This is a genomic window from bacterium (assembly GCA_030685015.1).
GTDB lineage: Bacteria > CAIWAD01 > CAIWAD01 > CAIWAD01 > CAIWAD01 > CAIWAD01.
Genome location: JAUXWS010000041.1, coordinates 57,109 through 76,625, shown reverse-complemented (window position 1 = coordinate 76,625; position 19,517 = coordinate 57,109). Strand labels below are relative to the sequence as shown.

General features: G+C 69.2%; 17 protein-coding genes and 1 pseudogene. 8 read left to right on the top strand and 10 right to left on the bottom strand.

All coding sequences use genetic code 11. The features are described 5' to 3' along the window. Positions 1–55 precede the first annotated feature (55 nt). From Q8O14_05065 to Q8O14_05055, 3 genes are read right to left on the bottom strand one after another with little or no spacing between them, the layout of a single operon-like run. Positions 56–3,709 (bottom strand): AAA family ATPase, encoded by a 3,654-nt coding sequence (locus Q8O14_05065; GenBank protein MDP2360106.1) that lies wholly within the window; start codon positions 3,707–3,709, stop codon positions 56–58. Next, positions 3,706–4,446, bottom strand: coding sequence for a 2,3-diphosphoglycerate-dependent phosphoglycerate mutase (gene gpmA, locus Q8O14_05060; protein ID MDP2360105.1), 741 nt, complete (start codon positions 4,444–4,446; stop codon positions 3,706–3,708). The genes Q8O14_05065 and gpmA overlap by 4 nt, the downstream gene beginning before the upstream one ends. 14 nt (positions 4,447–4,460) lie before the next feature. Further along, on the bottom strand, positions 4,461–5,888 hold the full coding sequence (locus Q8O14_05055) for an aldehyde dehydrogenase family protein (GenBank protein MDP2360104.1): 1,428 nt from the start codon (positions 5,886–5,888) through the stop codon (positions 4,461–4,463). A gap of 130 nt (positions 5,889–6,018) precedes the next feature. Here Q8O14_05055 and Q8O14_05050 point away from each other — a divergent pair, with 130 nt between their 5' ends. The 7 genes from Q8O14_05050 to Q8O14_05020 all read left to right on the top strand — a co-directional run bounded on the left by Q8O14_05050 (position 6,019) and on the right by Q8O14_05020 (position 14,016). Next, on the top strand, positions 6,019–6,492 hold the full coding sequence (locus Q8O14_05050; GenBank protein MDP2360103.1) for a cytochrome c: 474 nt from the start codon (positions 6,019–6,021) through the stop codon (positions 6,490–6,492). 19 nt (positions 6,493–6,511) lie between these two features. Continuing rightward, complete coding sequence (gene nosZ, locus Q8O14_05045) at positions 6,512–8,479, top strand: Sec-dependent nitrous-oxide reductase (protein ID MDP2360102.1); 1,968 nt, start codon at positions 6,512–6,514, stop codon at positions 8,477–8,479. Between the two features lie 56 nt (positions 8,480–8,535). Beyond that, positions 8,536–9,597 carry a nitrous oxide reductase accessory protein NosL gene (locus tag Q8O14_05040; protein ID MDP2360101.1) on the top strand — a complete coding sequence of 354 codons (1,062 nt, stop codon included), beginning with the start codon at positions 8,536–8,538 and terminating at the stop codon, positions 9,595–9,597. Between the two features lie 5 nt (positions 9,598–9,602). Continuing rightward, positions 9,603–10,850: a nitrous oxide reductase family maturation protein NosD gene (gene nosD / locus Q8O14_05035; protein MDP2360100.1), complete on the top strand. Its 1,248-nt coding sequence runs from the start codon at positions 9,603–9,605 to the stop codon at positions 10,848–10,850. Next, positions 10,847–11,590 carry an ABC transporter ATP-binding protein gene (locus Q8O14_05030; protein ID MDP2360099.1) on the top strand — a complete coding sequence of 248 codons (744 nt, stop codon included), beginning with the start codon at positions 10,847–10,849 and terminating at the stop codon, positions 11,588–11,590. The genes nosD and Q8O14_05030 overlap by 4 nt, the downstream gene beginning before the upstream one ends. Continuing rightward, positions 11,587–12,369 (top strand): ABC transporter permease, encoded by a 783-nt coding sequence (locus tag Q8O14_05025; protein ID MDP2360098.1) that lies wholly within the window; start codon positions 11,587–11,589, stop codon positions 12,367–12,369. The genes Q8O14_05030 and Q8O14_05025 overlap by 4 nt, the downstream gene beginning before the upstream one ends. A gap of 267 nt (positions 12,370–12,636) precedes the next feature. Beyond that, entirely contained in the window at positions 12,637–14,016 is a 1,380-nt protein-coding gene (locus Q8O14_05020; GenBank protein MDP2360097.1) for a TrpB-like pyridoxal phosphate-dependent enzyme, read from the top strand. Here the strand turns inward: Q8O14_05020 and Q8O14_05015 are convergent. The 3 genes from Q8O14_05015 to Q8O14_05005 form a co-directional block, all read right to left on the bottom strand. Beyond that, entirely contained in the window at positions 14,009–14,494 is a 486-nt protein-coding gene (locus tag Q8O14_05015) for a DUF3996 domain-containing protein (protein MDP2360096.1), read from the bottom strand. The genes Q8O14_05020 and Q8O14_05015 overlap by 8 nt on opposite strands. A 207-nt stretch (positions 14,495–14,701) precedes the next feature. Beyond that, on the bottom strand, positions 14,702–15,205 hold the full coding sequence (locus tag Q8O14_05010) for a hypothetical protein (protein ID MDP2360095.1): 504 nt from the start codon (positions 15,203–15,205) through the stop codon (positions 14,702–14,704). A gap of 109 nt (positions 15,206–15,314) precedes the next feature. Beyond that, positions 15,315–15,863, bottom strand: coding sequence for a hypothetical protein (locus Q8O14_05005; protein ID MDP2360094.1), 549 nt, complete (start codon positions 15,861–15,863; stop codon positions 15,315–15,317). 335 nt (positions 15,864–16,198) lie between these two features. Between Q8O14_05005 and Q8O14_05000 the strand changes: the two genes are divergently transcribed. Next, entirely contained in the window at positions 16,199–16,732 is a 534-nt protein-coding gene (locus Q8O14_05000) for a YgjV family protein (protein MDP2360093.1), read from the top strand. A 47-nt stretch (positions 16,733–16,779) separates the two neighbouring features. Here Q8O14_05000 and cysK read toward each other — a convergent pair. The 4 genes and pseudogenes from cysK to Q8O14_04980 form a co-directional block, all read right to left on the bottom strand. Continuing rightward, positions 16,780–17,742, bottom strand: a pseudogene (gene cysK / locus Q8O14_04995) (cysteine synthase A). Positions 17,743–17,887: 145 nt separating this feature from the next. Beyond that, positions 17,888–18,835, bottom strand: coding sequence for a serine O-acetyltransferase EpsC (gene epsC, locus Q8O14_04990; GenBank protein MDP2360092.1), 948 nt, complete (start codon positions 18,833–18,835; stop codon positions 17,888–17,890). Beyond that, positions 18,832–19,215 carry a hypothetical protein gene (locus Q8O14_04985; protein ID MDP2360091.1) on the bottom strand — a complete coding sequence of 128 codons (384 nt, stop codon included), beginning with the start codon at positions 19,213–19,215 and terminating at the stop codon, positions 18,832–18,834. The genes epsC and Q8O14_04985 overlap by 4 nt, the downstream gene beginning before the upstream one ends. An 88-nt stretch (positions 19,216–19,303) precedes the next feature. Beyond that, complete coding sequence (locus Q8O14_04980) at positions 19,304–19,447, bottom strand: hypothetical protein (protein ID MDP2360090.1); 144 nt, start codon at positions 19,445–19,447, stop codon at positions 19,304–19,306. Between the last annotated feature and the right edge of the window lie 70 nt (positions 19,448–19,517).

Here is a 19,517-nt window from a genome sequence, read left to right as displayed (position 1 = left end):
CCGACTCCCCCTCACCCATGATCTGATTCGAGTTTCGATCCCGACGCCGGTCGTGTCAGGCCAGGAACTCCGCCAGTTCCGGCCGCTGGTTGCGCAAGCGGGCCAGCAGCTCGCGGCGGGCCTCCTCCTGATCGTCGAGCAGCTTCAACCGCTCCGTGGCCGCCGCCATGAAACGCTGCTCGAAGTGCGCCCGCAGGGGCTCCGTCCAGGCGGATCCGCCCGGCAGGAAGGGGCCGCGGTAGAGGCCGAGGCAGGTGTCCAGACAGCGGGCCGCCTCCGCCCGCCGCCTGCCGCGCAGGGCCGTCTGGGCTTGCGTCCAGGCCCGCTCGAAGTCCTGGACATCCAGCGGCAGGTGGCCGCCCAGGGCGTAGCCCTGGCGCTCCGTGTGCTGAAACAGCTCGGCTGAGATTGGCTGCAGCGCCTTGCGCAGGCGGCTGACCACCACGCGCAGGCTGCCATCCCCCAGCACGGGCCGGCCACCCATGGTCATCGCCGCCAGGATCTCTTCCCGCGTCATGAGCCCACGGCCCTGCCAGGCTCGCACGGCCAACAGGGCAAGCAGCTCCAGCCCCACCCGGGTCCGCAGGCGGGCGGCGTCCAGCTCCCCCTCGCCCAGCCACAGACGCGGCCCACCCAGCAGCTGCAGGCGCAGGCCGGGATCGCGCCCGCCCTGCCGATCCAGCCAGGCGCGCAGGCGTGCCAGCTCCTTGTCCAGTCGCGCCGCCTCCGCCGTCGTCAGGTGATCGCGTCGCACCGCGCAGTCCGCCAGCGTCGCGCGGACGAAGTCCTCCCATCCGTCGTTGTCCACCACCAAGCCGGGCAGGCTGATGGCCAACCCGGCCCCCAGCCATTCCGCCAGCGTCCAGGCCCACAGGCAAAGCGTCGGCGCGGGCAGGGCGTCGGGCAAGGGCCAGGCCGTCAACCCGGGAAAGCGGCCGGACAGGTGCGTGAGCAGGCCGTCCTGCCCGCGCCGCCGGGCGTGACAAGCGGTTTCGAGGAGGGCCAGGGCGGCCTCCTCCCGCCGACCGTCGCGCTCGGCCACGGACACACGGAAGGCCGCCGTCAGCTCCTCGTCGCGCTCCACCTGAAGCAGCTCGTCCACCAGTCGGGCCGCCACCGCGGGCTCGCCGCTGTCAAGGGCCAGTTCGCCGATCTGCGTCATGAAGCGCACCAGATCGAACTCGTTGCGGGCGCGGGCCGTCTCGACGGCGGGGAGCCAGTCCGCGGCTCGCCGGCCGGCATCCAGCAGACCGCGGCGGGCATCCGCCCGGTCGCGGATGATGGCGAACTGCAGGGCCTCCGTGTCGGTGCGACCCAGCGTGGCATAGAAATCGACCATCGCCTGCGCCGCTTCGCCGGCTGCGCGCCAATCCCCCCCCGCCTCCGCCTCCTGGAGGCGGACCATGGCGCGGCAATAGCCCAGCGACAGGCACAACTCGCGGGAAGCCTCCTCCCCCAGGTCGCCCTCCAGGTGTTCCAGCAGGACGGCCGCCTCGCGGGTCCGGTGCAGGCGCCAAAGAAGGGAAAGCGCGGTCAGCCGCAAGGCCTTGTGGGCATAGGAGTTTCCCGGCCCCGCCACCTCCTCCGTCAGAAGCTCCGACACGGCCAGGGCGTCGGCCAGCCGCCGCTGCTGGCGCAGCAGGTTGATCAGGGTCAATGCGGTCTCAGTGGCCAGGGCGCGTTCCCCGTGGCGCAGGGCATGGTCGAGGTTGTCGCGGAGGATCTGCTCCGCCTCGCTCCAGCGCCCGGCCATGGCCAGCACGCGGGCATGCCGCTCCCGCTGCAGGCGGAGGCTGGGGGCCGGCGCCCGGCCGGAGATCTCCACCATGCGGTCGTGGTGCGGCTTCATCAGATCGCGCCGGCCGGAGATGTGGGCCAGGCTCTGCAGCTCGAAATGGATGGCGAGCAGCTGGGTGTCGTCCAGCTGGCCGCCCCGGGCCGCCAACTCCCGCTCCAGGCCGGCGAAGCGGGCCAGGGGGTCGTCCGGCGTGGCGGGCATCATCCAGCGCAGGCAGCGGCCCCAGTCCCGCTGGCCGGGCAGGGTCGCCAAGCGCTCGAGGCGGTCGAACTCCGCCGCCGCCCCTTCCCAGTCGGACGCGGCATAACGGCGCTGCAGGCGGGCCAGCACCAGGGTGGCTTGCTCGGCCGGCTCCAGATCCGGTGTCGCCTCCATGCGATCCAGCCAGGGCGGCAATTCCGCGAGCCGTCCGCGGATGGTGAAGGCGCGGGGCATGAGCCGCAGCCAGAGCAGACGCGTCTCCCCCGACAAGCGCCGCGGGTCGGCCCGCTCCAGCCAGTCCGCCAATCCGTTGGCGCTGCCCAGGCGCTGATGGGTCTCAAGCAGGACGCGGATGGCCAGATTGTAGTGGTCCTTGTCCTCCGCCAGAGTCGACAGGCGCTCGGCCAGACGCAGTTGGAGATCGGGCGAGGCGCCGCCTCCGTCTTCCAACAGGCCGGCGATCAGCCCGGCGGCGCCGGTCCGCAGCCCTCCGTCGCCGTCCGCGTCCTCCTCCCGGATCCGGCAGAGCAGCTCCGCCCTCAGCAGGCGCCGGACGGCCTCCGGGCCGTCCAGGCGATTCGCCACCTCCAGCAGGAAGGCGCGTCGCTCCTCCGGCTGGAGCAGATGTCGCACCGCTACCGCCCACAGGTCGTGGGCCAGGACCCAGCCGCCGGCCTCCTCATCGTGGCGCACCACGCCCTGGCCATGCAGCTCGCCGGCCAGCTCCTCCCAGTCCACCGCGGCGGGAATGCCGTGGAGGACGTCGAGGGGGGCCGGATGTCCCGCCGCCTCCAACCACGTCAGCAGGAAGCGGGATTGGGGGCGGCGCGCCAGCAGGGTGCCGGCCAGGGCCTCATTCAGGCTCCCCGCCGCACCATGCACCAGGGGCGCGATGGAGGCGGCCTGCCAACCGACCGGCGTGGCGCGCACCAGGCCGGAACGGCGGGCCTCCCGCAGCAGGTTGAGGGCAAGGAAGGGCAGGCCGGCGCTGTGCGTCATCAGCTCGGACAACAAGGCCGGCAGCGCCGGGGGCGCGCTGTCGTCCAATTCGCGGGCCACCAGCTCCGTCAATCCCGTCTCGTTCAGGGGCGTCACATCCAGGCAGGTCAAGCCTGGCTCGCCCTCCAGCAGCCGCCGCCAGTCCTCGATGAAGGAGAGGGCCGTCAGGTCGCGGCAGGCGGCCAGCAGCGTGAGCCGTGACTCGTCAAGGGCGGGGTGGGCCAGCAGGCCTTCGATCAGGCAGCGGCTGGCCTCGTCCATGTGGTGCAGATCGTCCAGGACCAGGACGAGGGGGCGCAGGCGGCCCAGGCGGTCCAGCAGTCCGGCCAGCTCCTCCAGAGAGGAAAGGTGGCCGTCCGGTGCCGGCGCCGCCGCAATCCTTGTCCAGGCCCAGGCGAAACCGGCTCCCGACAGGCGGGACAGGCCGGGATCATCGTGCAGTTGTCCCAGCTCGGCCGGCGTGAGCCGGAGGCTGAGGCGGCCCAGCAAGCCTCCCAGGGCGCCGCCCGGACCGGCATCGTGGGGACGGCAGGAGTGGTCCAGCCAAAGCACGGCACTGTCCAGGCGCGCCTCCAGGGCCTGCAGCAGCGCGCTCTTGCCGATGCCGGCCGGCCCCGTCAACACCGCCAGGCGGATGGTCGGGTCGTCGACGTGCTGCGTCAGCCGATCCAGGAGAGCCGCGCGGCCGGGCAGGCGGGGGACGGCCCTCATCCGGTCTGCTTGGCGACGGCCTCCGCGGCGCGGAGCGCAGCCTCGGGGTCGCCCAGGTAGCGCTTGTCCAGGGGGTTCAGGTCCTTGTCCAATTCATAGAGGAGGGGAATGCCGGTGGGGATGTTGAGGCCCGTGATCTCTTTTTCGTCGATGCCGTCCAGATGCTTGACCAGCGCCCGCAGGCTGTTGCCGTGGGCCGTGATGAGCACGCGCTTTCCGGCGCGGATGGCGGGGGCGATCTCCCCGTTCCAGAGCGGCAGGAAGCGGGCGATCGTCTCCTTGAGCGATTCGGTGGCGGGCAGCTCGGCGGCGGGGACTCCGGCATAGCGGGGATCGAAGCGCGGGTGGCGCGGATCGTCCACGCCAAGGGCGGGGGGCGGCGTGTCGAAGGAGCGGCGCCAGATCTGCACCTGCTCCTTCCCGTGGCGCTCCACCATCTCGATCTTGTTGAGGCCCTGCAGGGCGCCGTAGTGGCGCTCGTTCAGGCGCCAGCTGCGCATCACCGGGATCCACATCAGGTCCATTTGGTCCAGCGTGATCCACAGGGTGCGGATGGCCCGCTTCAGCACCGAGGTGTAGGCCAGGTCGAAGACGAGGCCCTCCTTCTTCAATTCCTGGCCGGCCTCGGCGGCCTCTGTCAGCCCCTGGGGAGACAGGTCGATGTCCGTCCAGCCCGTGAAGCGATTCTCCAGGTTCCAGCCACTCTGTCCGTGGCGCAACAGGACCAGCTTGTGCATCGGTGCCTCCTCGTTCAGTCGATCCAGAGCGACTTGATGTTGACGAACTCGCGCAGGCCGAAGTCGGCCAGCTCGCGCCCGTAGCCGGAGTCCCGGATGCCGCCGAAGGGCAGGCGGGGATCCGACTTGACCAGCGCGTTGACGAAGGCTCCGCCGGCGGGCAGGCGCTCCCGGGCGATGCGCTCGCCGCGGACCCGATCCGCCGTGAAAACACTGGCCCCCAGGCCGAACTCGCTCTGGTTCGCCAGGGCCAGGGCCTCCTCCTCGTCCTTGGCCCAGCAGAGGGCCGCCACCGGCCCGAACAGCTCCTCGTCGAAGGCGGGCATGCCGGGCCGCACCTCGCTCAACACGGTGGCCGGATACCAGAAGCCGGGGCCGTCCGGGAGCCGGCCGCCCAGCAGCAGGCGCGCCCCCGCCGCCACGCTGCGCTCCACCTGTCCGTGCAGGACCCGGCGCAGGTCGGCGCGGGCCAGGGGACCCAGGCGGCAGGACTCCCGCCGCGGATCCTCGCCCACGTGCTCGGCCATCAGCGCGACGACCCGCTGCTCGAAGGCCTGTCGATGGCGCTCGATCACGATGAAGCGCTTGGCCGCGATGCAGCTCTGGCCGTTGTTGATCATGCGGCCGGCCACCATCACACGCGCCGCCAGCTCCAGGTCGGCATCGTCCAGCACCACGGCCGGATCGCTGCCACCCAGCTCCAGCACGCACTTCTTGAGGTGCCGCCCCGCCGCCTCCGCCACGGCGCGCCCGGCCGCCGTGCTCCCGGTAAGGGTGATGGCCGCCACCCGGCGGTCCCCGATGAGGGCGGCGATGGCCGGCGGGTGGAGGCGCAGGCTGGGCATGAGGCCCGCCGGCAGGCCGGCCTCGGTCAGCAGGTCCAGCAGCGCCGCGGCGCAGCCCTGGGTGGAGGGCGCGTGCTTGAGCAGAACGCCGTTGCCCGCCGCCAGCGCCGGCAGGGCGGCCCGCACCACCTGCCAGAGCGGGAAGTTCCAGGGCATGATCGCCAGCACGAGGCCCACCGGCCGAAAACAGACAAGACTGCGACGGGCCTCGGTCGCCACCGGCTGGTCGGCCAGCACCAGGGGGGCGCGCTCCACCAGATCCGCGCAGACCCAGGCGCACTTCTCCGCCTCCGCCCGTCCCTGCGCCACCGGTTTGCCCATCTCGTCGGCCATCAGCCCGGCCAGGGCGGGGGCGCGTGCCCGCAGCAGGTCGGTGGCGCGTCCGGCCACGGCCAGCCGCTCCTCCAGACCCCGCCCCTCCCAGTCCGCCTGGGCCGCGGCGGCCAAGGCAAGGGAGGCCTCCAGCTGTGCCGCGGTGGTCGGCGCATGGTGGGCCAGACATTCCCCCGAGGCTGGATTGATGCTGGCGAAGTCCACGTCCGCCTCTGTTTGACCGGCTTCAAATGTAGGATGTCCGGATGGCGGCGGCTCTCTCATCTCCCACCTCCAGACTCATTACTCAATTGGGGTATATTCCGGACCTGCTGCCTGATAGTGTTGATTTTTCGCCTTCAAGCCGCCTAATTTGGACCTGTTGATCCTGATTTAACCACGAGCTGGAGAATCCATGCGCCCGACCCATCTCTTTCTGAGTGTTGCCCTGGCCTTGGTCATGGGCTGTTCCAAGCCGCCCCAGGAGGCGGATGGCCCCTCCCCCGAGACCGGTGGCCTTAGCGCAACCGAGCTGGAGCACGGCATCGGACCCGCCGTTGATCCCGGCCCCCTGGGCGAGCTGGACGCCACGCTGACCGCCCGCGGCCAGGAAGTCTTCGATTCCAAGTGCCTGGCCTGCCACAAGCTGGGTGAGCGCTTCATCGGCCCCGACCTGACCGGCATCCTCTCCCGGCGTTCGCCCCGCTACGTGCTCAACATGATCCTCAACCCCGAGGAGATGGTGAGGCGCCACCCGGAGGCCAAAAAGCTGCTCGCCGAGTACCTGGCTCCCATGGCCCAGCAGAACCTGAGCCAGGACGAGGCGCGGGCCGTTCTCGAATACATCCGCTCGAATCCGGCGCAGGACGCCAGCCGCGCCGCACAGTGACCACACACAGGGAGGTTTCATGAAACAGCATTCTTTGGCGCGGAGCGCCCTGATCGCCGCGGCCTGCATGGCGGGCGCGGGCCTGCTGCTCCATTCCTGCGGCGGTGGCAACCGCGCGATGTTGGGAGACGCCGGGGCGGCGGCCGCCGTCTATGTGGCGCCCGGTTCCCACGACGACTACTACCTGTTCTGCTCGGGGGGCTTCAGCGGCAACATGACCGTCTACGGCCTGCCCTCCGGCCGCCACCTGAAGGACATCGCCGTCTTCAGCCAGTACCCGGAGAAGGGCTGGGGCTACGCCGAGGAAACCCTGGCCATGTTCAACACCTCCCACGGCTTCGTGCCCTGGGACGACGCCCACCATCCCGAGCTTTCCCAGACCAAGGGTGTGCCCGACGGCCGCTGGATCTTCATCAACGGCAACAATACGCCCCGCATCGCCCGCATCGATCTCACCACTTTCGAGACGGCGGAGATCATCGAGATCCCCAACTCCGCGGGCAACCACGGCTCGCCCTTCCTCACCGAGAGCACGGAGTACGTGGTGGCCTCCACGCGCTTCAGCGTACCCGTGCCCCAGGCGGACGTGGCAATCAAGAGCTACGCCGAGAACTTCAAGGGGACGATCTCCTTCATCAAGGTGGACCCGGAACACGGCCACATGGAGCTGGCCTTCCAGATCCTCGTGCCCGGTTTCAACTACGACCTCTCCCGCGCCGGGCGCGGCCCCTCCCACGGCTGGTCCTTCTTCACCTGTTACAACAGCGAGAAGGCCAACTCGCTGCTGGAGGTGAACGCCTCCAAGAACGACAAGGACTTCATCGCGGCGGTCAACTGGAAGAAGGCCGAGGACTATCTGGCCCAGGGCAAGGCCCGCACCATGCCGGCCAGCTATGTGACGAACCGCATGGATGAGAAGTCCCGCGTGGCGTCCAGCACCAGCCACAACTCGGTGCTGGTGTTGGATCCGGCCGACTGCCCCGGTCTCATCTACTATCTGCCCACGCCCAAGTCGCCCCATGGCGTGGACGTGGATCCCACCGGCGAGTACATCGCGGCGGGCGGCAAGCTGGCCACGGTCATCCCGGTCCATTCCTTCAGCAAGATGCTGGCCGCCATCGAGGCCAAGGCCTTCGACGGCGAGATCGACGGCATTCCCGTCCTCAAGTACGATGCGGTGATGGCCGGCGAGGTGAAGGATCCGGGCCTGGGACCGCTGCACACGGAATTTGACGGCAAGGGCTACGCCTACACATCCTCCTTCATCAGCAGTGAAGTCGTCAAGTGGAAAGTGGGCACCTGGGAGGTGGTGGACCGCATTCCCACCTACTACTCCATCGGCCACCTCTGCATCCCGGGCGGCAACAGCGCCAAACCCTGGGGCAAGTACGTCGTCGCCCTCAACAAGATCACCAAGGACCGCTACCTGCCCACCGGCCCCGAACTGGCCCACAGCGCGCAGTTGATCGACATCAGCGGTGACAAGATGAAACTGCTGCTGGATTTCCCGACCATCGGCGAGCCGCACTACGCCCAGGCCTGCCCGGCGGAACTGCTCAAGGAGAAGTCCGTCCGTTTCTTCCGCATCGAGGACAACACCCATCCCCAGGCCGTCAAGTCGGAGAAGGAGACGCGGGTGGAGCGGCAGGGCAACGTCGTGCGCGTCTACATGAGTTCCTCACGCAGCCACTTCGCGCCGGACAACATCGAGGGCATCCGCGCCGGCGACACCGTCTACTGGCACGTCACCAACCTGGAGCAGGACTGGGACGTGCCCCACGGCTTCGCCATCCTGGGCGCCCCCACGGCCGAGCTGCTCATCATGCCGGGTGAGACGCGCACCCTCCGCTGGGAGCCGAAGAAGGCCGGCATCTATCCCTTCTATTGCACCGACTTCTGCTCCGCCCTCCACCAGGAGATGCAGGGCTATGTGCGGGTCTCCCCGGCCGGCTCCGCCACGGAATTGGCCTGGAGCCTGGGTCAGTGACTCATCAGGCCGGGGGGCGCAGGCCCGCCCCCCGGCCCCTATCCCCGGGGGTTGCCATGACGGTGCGCGCCCGCCTGCTCTTCGCCGCGGCAGCCCTCTGCCTGCTGCTGGCCCTGCTCTTCCCGTTGTGGACGATCTCCCTCGCGGCGCCCCAGTATCCGGAGGGCATCGGCCTCAAGATCTGGGCGCACCAGATCACGGGCCAGAAGGAGCACGACCTGCGCAACATCAACGGCCTCAACCACTATATCGGGATGAAGACGATCGAGCCGGACAGCATCCCCGAGCTGCGCATCCTGCCGCCGGCCCTGGTCGGCCTCTCCCTCCTGGGCATGATCGGAGCCTGGTGGGGCCGTCGCTGGCTGCTCACCACCTGGCTGCTCCTGCTTCTGGCGGGCAGCCTCGCCGGTCTGGCCGACTTCTGGTGGTGGGAGTACGACTACGGCCACAACCTGGACCCCAACGCCGCCATCAAGGTACCGGGGATGAGCTACCAGCCGCCGCTGATCGGCACGAAGCAGCTGCTCAACATGCGCACCACGGCCATGCCGGGGCTGGGGGCGCTCGCCATCGGGGCGGGGCTGGCCATCGGCCTCTTCGCCTGGCGCTCCCCGCGTCCCGCGTCGGCTCCGCGCAAAGGTTCCGCCATGGCGCCCCGGGGCCGCGCCGCGCTGGCCCTGGGCGTCCTCATGCTGGCATCCGTCGGCGGCAGCTGCCAGGCCGGCCCGCGGGACATCCGCTACCGGCAGGACACCTGCGCCCGCTGCCGCATGTTCGTCATGGACGAGCGCTACGGCGCTGAACTGGTGACCAAACGCGGCAAGGTGCTCACCTTCGACTCGGCGGAATGCCTGGCCGCCCACACCCTGGAAAGCCCCAAGGACGCCAAGGAGGCGCAAGCCCTGCTCGTGACGCACCACGCCCGGCCGCGGCAGCTGGCCACCGCCGAAGGCAGCGTCTATCTCAAGTCGACCGATCTGCCCAGCCCGATGGGACTGGGATTGACCGCCTGCGCCGACACGGCGGAGGCGGTCGCCCTGCGCGCCCGGCACAGCGGCGAACTGCTCAGCTGGCCGCAGGTGCTGGACCATGTCCGGATCGCCTGGCGCATTCCCTGACCGGCATGATGGCGCCCAAACCGCACCGCTCACCGGCCCGCCGGGCTGCGCTCCTTCTGTTGCTGCTCCTGACGGCGGCAGCGGAGGGACGCACCTGGCGGGCCGCTCCTGACACAGGCCTGGGCGCCACCGTCGCCCGCGCCGCGGCGGGGGACACCGTGTGGGTGGAGCCCGGCGTCTACCGCGAAGACAGTGTGCTGGTGGATCGCCGCCTCACCATCATCGGCCGCCCCGGCGCCGAGGTGGACGGCAGCGGGGGCGGACATCTGATGATCGTGCGGGCGGATGGCGTGGAGGTGCGCGGCCTGGCCTTCCGCGGCGCCAGCCTGAGTTATCGCGCCGACCATGCCGCCCTCATGGCCGAGAACTGCGCCGGGCTGCAGGTGGAGGACTGCCGCTTCGAGGACAACTTTTTCGGCGTCTACCTGGCGCGCTGCCGGGCGGCGGTGATCCGCGGCAACACGATGGTTGCCCGCGAGAACAGGGAGACGGCCAGCGGCAACGGCGTGCACCTCTGGCACTGCCGCGAGGTGGAGATCTCCGCCAACCAGGTGGGCGGCCACCGCGACGGCATCTACCTCGAGTTCGTGCGCCAGGCCGTCATCAAGGGCAACCATGGCCACCGCAACCTGCGCTATGGCCTGCACTTCATGTTCTCGGACTCCTGCCACTACCTGGAGAACGAGTTCGACGGCAACGGCGCCGGCGTGGCCGTGATGTACTCCCGTCACGTGGAGATGAGCGGCAACGACTTCCACGACAACTGGGGTCCGGCCTCCTACGGCGTGCTGCTGAAGGACATCAGCGACAGCGTCATCCGCGGCAACACCTTCCGCGGCAACACGACAGGCCTGCACGTGGAGGCCTCCAACCGGCTGCGAGTTTTCGACAACGACTTCCGCCGCAATGGCTGGGCCCTGCGCCTGATGGCCAACTCCACCGATGGCCGCTACGAGGACAACCGCTTCGTCGCCAACGCCTTCGACGTGGCGGTCAACGGCCGGCAGAATTACAGCACCTTCGCCCGCAACTACTGGGACCGCCATCGCGGCTACGATCTGGACCGCGACGGCTACGGCGACGCCCCGCACCGTCCGGTGAGCGTCTTCGCCCGCGTGGTGGAGGATCAGGCCCCCGCCCTCGTCCTGCTGCGCAGCCTCTTCCTCGACCTGCTCGACCTGGGCGAGCGCGCCTTCCCCCTGCTCACGCCGCCCACCCTCGAGGACAGCCAGCCGCGCATGAGGGAACCATGATCCAGGTGGAAGGATTGGCCAAGCGCTTCGGTCGCATCGAGGCCTTGAAGGGAATCAGCGCCGGCTGCCCGCGCGGCCTGGTCACGGCGCTGGTGGGACCCAACGGCTCGGGCAAGACCACCCTGATGAAGTGCCTGCTGGGTCTGGTCAGACCTGATGCCGGGCGCATCCTGCTGGACGGCCGCCCCATGGACGGCACCGCCGCGGCGCGCCTGGACATCGGTTACATGCCCCAGCTGCCCCACTATCCCGACAACCTGAGCGTGGAGGAGCTGGTGGAGCTGATCGGCGGCGTGCGCCGCGCCGCCGCGGAAAAGGCCGGCCGGGCCGCGCGCGCGCCCGGTGCCAACCCGCCCTGGTCCGACAGCATCTTCAGCCTGGCCGCGATCCAGGGCCGCAAGCTGCGCGGACTGTCGGGGGGCACGCGGCAACGGGTGGGAGCCGAACTGGCCTGGCGCAGCGCGGCGCCCCTGCTGGTGCTGGACGAACCCACCGCCGGCCTGGATCCGCTGGCCAGCAGCCATCTCAAGGACCGCCTGCTGGAGGACCGCGCCGCCGGCCGCACCGTCCTCATCAGTTCCCATGTGCTGGCCGACCTGCAGGAGCTGGCCGACCAGGTCATCTTCCTGCTCGAGGGGCGCGTCCGCTTCGCCGGTCCCTTGTCCGACCTCCTGCGCGCCACCGGCGAGGAGCGCCTGGAGCGCGCGGTGGCCTCCCTCATGCGGCAGGGGGCGGCATGAGCCAGACCGGCATCCTCCTCGCCGCCGCGCTGCGGGACGGCCTGCGCAGCCGCATCGTCTACGGCTTCGGCCTCTTCTTCCTGGCGGCCGGCTGGATGATGCTGCGCCTGGGCGGGGACGGCGACCAGGCCCTGCTCGGCCTGCTCAGCCTCAGCCTGGCCCTGGTGCCGCTGGTCAGCCTCGTCTTCGGCGTCAGCCACCTCTACCAGGCGCGCCGCTTCATCGAGCTGCTGCTGGCGCAGCCCGTGCCGCGCCTCCGCCTCTTCCTCGCCCTCTACGCCGGGCTGGCCCTGCCCCTCACCCTGTCCTGGATGCTGGGTTGCCTCCTGCCGCTGCTGGCCGCCGGCGTGCGGGACGGCACGGCGCTGGCCCTGCTGCTGGGCGCCGGGGCCGGCCTCTGCCTCTCCTTCTGCGCCCTGGCCTTCCTCATCGCGGTGACGGTGGAGAACCGCCTGCGCGGCCTGGGCCTGGCCATCGTGCTGTGGCTGGCCGTGGCCGTGGCCTGGGACGGCATGATTCTCATGCTGAGCTACTGGCTGTCCGATTGGCCGCTGGAAGGGCCCGTTCTGGCCCTCTGCCTGGCCAACCCGGTGGACCTGGCGCGCGTGCTGGTGCTCCTGCGCTTCGATCTGGGCGCCATGATGGGCTACACGGGCGCCGTCTTCCGCCTTTTCTTCCAGGGGCCGCTGGGCATGGCGCTGGCGGGGCTGATGCTGGCGCTCTGGGTGGCGGGGCCGCTGGCGCTGGCCGGGCGGGTCTTCTCCCGTCGCGATTTCTGACCGGATTCCCCACGCTGGAGGTACTGTCGCCCGACCCGCGCACCGCGTTGGGCATGGTCGCGAATCCCATCGAAGGTCCAAGCCCGACAGGCTGCTAGAATTCCTACACGGTGGACCGTGCCACGGCTTGACGACCCCCGCGGCGATCAGGGGCTGTTAAGATTGACACAGGCGCATCTGTCGCTTTCCCACGTGGCATTGCGGACATTGGCGCTTCCTTGACACGGGCTCCAGACCCATGGCATCGAGATCAACGTGGAGGTCCCCATGAGTGAGCATCGCTACAGCCTGCCCGCCGACCGCCTGCCGCGAACCTGGTACAACATCAATGCCGACATGCCCGTGCCGCCGGCGCCCGTGTTGCATCCCGCCACCTTGGAGCCCGTCACGCCGGACTTCCTGTCGGTGCTCTTTCCCATGTCCTTGATCCAACAGGAGGTCAGCACCGAGCGCTGGGTGGAGATTCCCGAGCCGGTGCGCGAAGTCTATCGCCTGTGGCGCCCCACGCCCATGATCCGGGCCATCCGGCTGGAACGGGCTCTGGATACACCGGCTCACATCTATTTCAAGTACGAGGGCGTCTCCCCGGTGGGCTCGCACAAACCCAACACCGCCGTGGCACAGGCCTTCTTCAACAAGGAAGCCGGCACCAAGGCCTTGACGACAGAGACCGGCGCTGGTCAATGGGGAAGCGCACTGGCCATGGCCTGCCATTTCTTCGGCCTGGCCCTGGAGATCTACATGGTGAAGGTCTCCTTCCACCAAAAGCCCTACCGCCGGGTCATCATGCAGACCTATGGGGCCGAGGTCCACGCCAGCCCCACGGATCGCACGGCCTATGGCCGGCGGGTGTTGGCCGAGTCGCCGGACTCGCCGGGGTCGCTGGGCATGGCCATCTCGGAGGCGGTGGAGGTGGCGGCCTCCTCGGGGGGCGCCAAGAAGTACAGCCTGGGAAGCGTGTTGGGGCATGTCCTCATGCACCAGACGGTGATCGGCCTGGAGGCCCTGGAGCAAATGGAGATGGCCGGCGAGTACCCGGACGTGGTGATCGCCTGCGCCGGCGGTGGGTCAAACTTCGCCGGCTTCGCCTATCCCTTCCTGTGGAAGAAGTTCGCCACGGGCGCGCGGGTCCGCGTGGTGGCCGTGGAGCCGGCCTCCTGTCCGTCCCTCACCCGGGGCCGCTACACCTACGATTTCGGCGATGCGGCAGCCACGGCGCCGGTCGTCCGGATGCACACCCTGGGGCACGGGTTCGTCCCGCCGGCCATCCATGCGGGCGGACTGCGTTACCACGGCATGGCGCCCAGCGTCAGCGCGCTGGTCGATCATGGCGACATTGAAGCGCGGGCCGTGGGACAGCTGGAGACTTTCGACGCCGCCGTGCAATTCATCCGCGCCGAGGGGATCATCCCGGCCCCGGAATCGGCACACGCCGTGCGCGCCGCCATCGATGAGGCCCTCATCTGCAAGCGCGATGGCGTCCGCAAGGTGATCGCCTTCAACTTGTCCGGCCACGGCCACTTCGACATGATGGCCTATGACGCCTACTTGGCCGGGCAGCTGGAGAACCACACCTACTCGCAGGAGCAGGTCGACGAGGCAATGGAACAGCTGCCGAAGGTCACCGGCCTGGCGTCGCTCACCTAAACCAGAAGCGCACGCCGATGCCGCCCTCCACGTCCAGGTGCGTGTCAGGCATCAGATCAACCACCGGCGCCAGTTCCATGAAGAAGTCGACCGGCGCGCGCGGCAGCACCCAGTCGATCCCGACGGGGATGCGAACGCCCACCCGGTTCTTGTCGCGGTCGTTGTCGTTGCCATTATGGTCGTTGTTGTCGTCATGGATGCGCATGCGCCCGCCGATCCCGTAGAAGAGGGAGAGGAGCCCCGAAGCGCCGCTGTTCGCGAACACGTTGTTGTTGTGGAAGAGGTAGTCGGCATGCACATGCATGTCCTGGTGTTCCGACAGCGACCATGCCAACCCGAAGTCCAGGGCGTGCGTCTTGTCCAGCCAGAGCTTGGCGTTCAGGCCCGTCGGCTCGCCAATCATGACCCCGACTCCCAGCCTTGCCGCGACCGGCTGTACAGCCAGACTCAACAGGAGTAGGCTCCATAATTTCCGCATAATCTGCTCCAATCCTTTTTTGATTCTTCCTTCAATTTTTCTCTTCATCAATTTTCGTACTAAAGAAAACACTATTGATTGAGTTATGACATCAAAATCGTCATATACGGACAATGAAAAAAGGCGCGCGGATGTTTCCGCTCGCAGAAATGTGAAGCTTGGGCTAAGGGTGCGTGCCAGACGGATGTGCTGCGGGCAGCGCCGGGACTACTTGAACCAGAAGCGCACGCCCAAGGCGCCGTTGAAGCCCGCCTCCGTGTCCGGGATGATGTCCACGACCGGCACCACCTCCAGGAAGACATCGAGGGGCGTGGCGGGCGGCGTCCAGGCGATGCCCAGCGGGATGCGCAGGCCCAGCCGGTCCTTGTCGTCGTCGTTGTCGCGGCCGCGGCCGTCGTCGTCATCGCGCAGCTGCAGGCGTCCTCCCACCCCGTAGTAGAAGGTGAGGCCGCCCGGGACGCCGCTCTGGGCGAGCAGCGTGCGGTTGTGCAGCAGGTAGTCGGCGTGGAGGTGGAGATCCTGGTCGTCGGACAGGGTCCAGGCCAGGCCGAAATCCAGGGCCCGCGTCTTGTCCAGCCAGGTCTTGGCCGACAAGCCGGTGGGCTCGCCCAGCATCACGCCCAGTCCCAGCCATTCTGCGCTGGCCGCGCCGGCCCACAGAAGTCCGGCCAGCAGCGCCAGGGTTCCGCTCGTCGTTGCGATGCGCATCATGCGCCCTTTCTCTTTTCGGCAGGTTCGGCCTCCGGCGCGGGCACTTCCCCGACGCCGCTCCGCCTCGCCGCCCGGCGGCCACAACATGGGGAAGTCCAGGAATCCTTTCCTACAAGCCCGCGGCCTGTCGCACCCAGGGGAGAGCCGCAGGCATGGGACCGGGATCGATCCCCCGGGTGATCGCCCAACGCTCCAACCAGGAGATGCCGCGCTTTCCAATGAAGGCGTCGGGCAGCTGATAGGCCGTGTCCGCCAGGGCTTCTTCCAGCGGCACGAAGCGGCAGCCGCGGCCGTGGAGCATGGCGACCAGTCCGTCCAGGTGCTCCGCGTTCAGCCAGTTGGCGTGCAGGAGCAGGACCTGGGCCGGCTCGTGCCCCAACAGGCGGCGGGACAGCTCCTCGTAGTGGTCGGCAACAGATTCCATGTAGCGCAGGTAACCGGTGGCCAGCCGCCGCTGCAGATCCATCTCGCCCCGTTCGCGGGCCGGATCGTGGGCCCGGTCGAACACGTACTCGTCGTTGTCGAAGGTGACGGGGGCGACGCGCCAACCCCGTTGCGCCAGCCAGTCCTCGAACGCGGCCTTGGTCTCCCGGTCCGGTCCCGTGTTGAGCATGGGGTGGCGGAACCAGCGCAGCTTGGCGCCGCGGCCTTCACACAACGGCTCCAACAGCCGGGCGACGCGTCACGTCTCCTCCTGCCTATGGCGACGGCGCGGTCATGTGCCGGGACAGGATCCGGCGTGGTGGCGCCGACGGGCAGGGCCACGGCCACCATGTTGACCGACAGCATCACAACGCAGACGACGGCCCTGCCTTCTGACTGAAGCGATGATCGCATGGTCGCTCTCGCTGGAACCAGCCTTGGATGCTCGGACCCGGTCACTCAAAGTAGGATGGTCCCCCGTCTGCATTGGGCCTGCGCTCGTCCTTGCCGACATTGGGACGCCGCCGCGGCGTGGAGCGCGGCCGGGGTCATGACCAGGCCGGGAGCCCAATGGAGAACTTGCCTGCGAGCACGACGGCGCTGCTGCTGGGACTGGCCGGCGTCCTGCTCAACATCCTGTGGCCCCTGCTCGGCCGGCGGGGTGTCATGCTGCTGGTGCAAGCCGTCGCGGGGCTCTGCTTCCTGGCCCACTACGCCCTGATCGGCGCTTTCACGGGCAGCCTCATGAACGCCCTGGCCGCCCTGCAGGCCCTGGCCGCCATCCCCCTGGGCACCAGGCCCGGCTTCCGCACTGTCTATCTGCTCACCCTGCCCGCCATCGGCCTTGGCCTGGTCTTCACCTGGTCGGGGGCGGCCAGCGTCTATGCCGCCCTGGGCATGGCGGGCATCAGCCTGGGGCGCTACCAGACGAAGGTCCTGCCCTTCCGCATCATCCTGCTTGTGACGATCCCCTTCTGGGTGGGACACAACCTGCTGGTGGGATCCCTCCCCGGGCTGCTTTCCGACACGCTGGTCAGCATCAGCAGCGCGGTGGGCCTGCGGCGCTGTTGGAGGGTGTTGCACCCGGCGCCCGTCGAGACCTGACCGATCCGGGACAGTCGCCCCGCCGACCGCCGCGGCCGCACCCGCCCTTACAGCACCACGTCATCCGGGAAGTCGTAGAGCGCGGTGGTGAGGTAGCGCTCGCCATGGCTGGCCAGCACCGCCACGATGCGCTTGCCGCGGCAGTCCGGCCGCCGCGCCAGCTGGAAGGCGGCCCAGGCCACGGCCCCGCTGGAGATGCCCACCATCAGCCCGTCCTCCCGGCAAAGGCGGCGGGCCGTCTCCATCGCCTCGTCGTTGCTGACGCAGACCACCTCGTCGATGATCTGCAGGTTCAACACCTCGGGAATGAAGCCGGCGCCGATGCCCTGGATCTTGTGCGGGCCGGGCTTCAGCTCTTCGCCGGCCAGGGCCTGGGTCATGACGGGCGAGTCGGCCGGCTCCACGGCCACCACGCGCAGCTGCGGATTCTTCGACTTCAACACCTCGCCGCAGCCGGTGATGGTGCCGCCTGTCCCCACGCCGGCCACGAAGAGGTCCACCTGGCCGCCGGCGTCCTCCCAGATCTCCAGCGCCGTGGTACGGCGGTGGATCTGCGGATTGGCCGGATTGACAAACTGCCCGATGAGCAGCGCGCCGGGGATCTCGGCGGCCAGCTCCGTGGCGCGCGCCACGGCCCCCTTCATCCCCTTGGCCCCTTCGGTCAGCACCACGCGGGCGCCCAGGGCGGCCAGGATCTTGCGTCGCTCCAGGGACATGGTCTCCGGCATGGTGAGGACGAGCGGAATGCGGTGCGCCGCGCAGACAAAGGCCAGGGCGATGCCCGTGTTGCCTGAGGTGGGCTCGACCACCGTCGTCCCTTCCACGATGAGGCCGCGCTGGATGGCTTCGGCGATCATGGCCTGGCCGATGAGGTCCTTTACGCTGGAAATGGGGTAGAAAGATTAGAGCTAGAAGTCCACGACGGCGCCCAGGCCGGCCGTGCTGTGCGGGGCCCGCACCAGGGGCGTGCGCCCGATGGTGTCGGCGATGCTGTCGTAGATCCGTTCCATGCGCCCTCCCTTGCTCCATTCACGCTGTGTGTTTGCTCCGGCGACTCCGTCCCTGGCGTGATGGCGCCGCCGATCTGATGAAGTGGCTGCTCCGCTTGTCCTGCCTCGCCCGGCGCCGCCACGTGACGCCGCGATGCATCACCCATCAAAGGGAATCCGTCCCCTCTCCGGTGGATCCCGCCTCGATGCGCTGCTCCTGGGGCGTGCTGATCACCCGTCCCCCCGCCGGGATGGAGTGCGTCACCCAGGTGTTGCCGCCGATCACGGCGCCTTTGCCGATGACCGTGCCTCCGCCCAGGATGGTGGCGCCGGCATAGATGACCACGCCGTCCTCGATGGTGGGATGGCGCTTGGCGCCGCGGATGAGGCGGCCCCGCTCGTCCTTGGGGAAGGAGAGCGCCCCCAGGGTCACGCCCTGGTAGATCTTCACGTTGTCGCCGATGTCCGTTGTCTCGCCGATCACCACGCCCGTGCCGTGGTCGATGAAGAAGCTGCGCCCGATGCGCGCCCCGGGGTGGATGTCGATGCCCGTGCGGCGGTGGGCGTGCTCCGTCATGATGCGCGGGATGAGCGGCACGCCCTGCTCGTGGAGCAGATGGGCGATGCGGTAGACGGTGACCGCCTCCATGCCCGGGTAGGCGAGCAGGATCTCGGCCATGTTGCGGGCGGCCGGGTCGCCGTCGTGGGCGGCCTGCAGATCCAGCACGAGGAGGCGGCGCACCTCCGGCAGGCGGGCGGTGAACCCCTCCACGGCGCGGTCCGCTTCGCGGGCGCAGTGCTCGCAGGGATCGTCCTCGCCGCATTCGCTGCGGTAGGCCAGGTAGGCCAGCTCGTCCAGCCCGGCGGCGATGTCGTCCAGCAGGGCGCCCACGTGGTAGGCCACGTTCTCGGGCGTGAGATGCTGGCTGCCGAAATAGCCGGGATAGAGCACGGAGAAGATGCGTCCCAGCAGGTCCACCGTCTTGTCCGCCGAGGGCAGGCGGCGCCGGCCGTCCAAATACTGGGCGGCGGGGCCTTCCGTGAAGAAAGTCTCGACCAGGCGGCTGGTGTAGTCGGGCAGGCCGGTCTGGATGGGTCGGGGTCGGGCGCTCATGGGCGGCCTCCCGCTGGCTTCATGTCGCTCCAGCCGTGGGCGGTCTGCGCCCGGCCACTGCGGGGGCCGGCCACCAGCAGGCGTCCGTCGCGCACGGTGGCGCGCAGCTGGATGCGAAAGACCAGGCCCAGCCCGATGGCCGTCTCCCAGGCCGCCAGCACGATGATGGCGACGGCGGGCGGCACCAGCGAGAAGCTGAGCAGGCTGATCGTGCGGGTGGCCAGCTCCTGCGCCGGGCTGAGACCGGCGAAGAATCTGAGCAGGCCGAACCAGAAGAAGATGAAACCGACGCTGACGCACAGCAGGGCCAGGCCGTGCTCGGCCATCCAGGCGGTGATGCGTTGGTCCAGGCGGTCGAAGACGAGGCGCGGATTGTCCACTGTGGTTTTCCTGAACTCTTGAGGTGAATTTCAGACGGCAATGGTACGAATAAACTCCGCCGTGCTCCAAGGCCTAACGCCGTGTCCATCACCACGTGTTGCGGGGATGCCGGGCCGTGGCCCGCTCGTTGCCGCGCCGATAGCTGCCCGAGACGCGGGCCAGCAGCCGCTGCCGCCCCTCCTCGTCCTGTCCGGCCAGGTCTGGCCGGAAGCCGGTGCGCGGCCTTCCCACGAAGCACGGCGGCCATGATGATGGACGCGCACGTCACCGGCGGACGCCGGCTGGCAGCTGCAACCCGTCG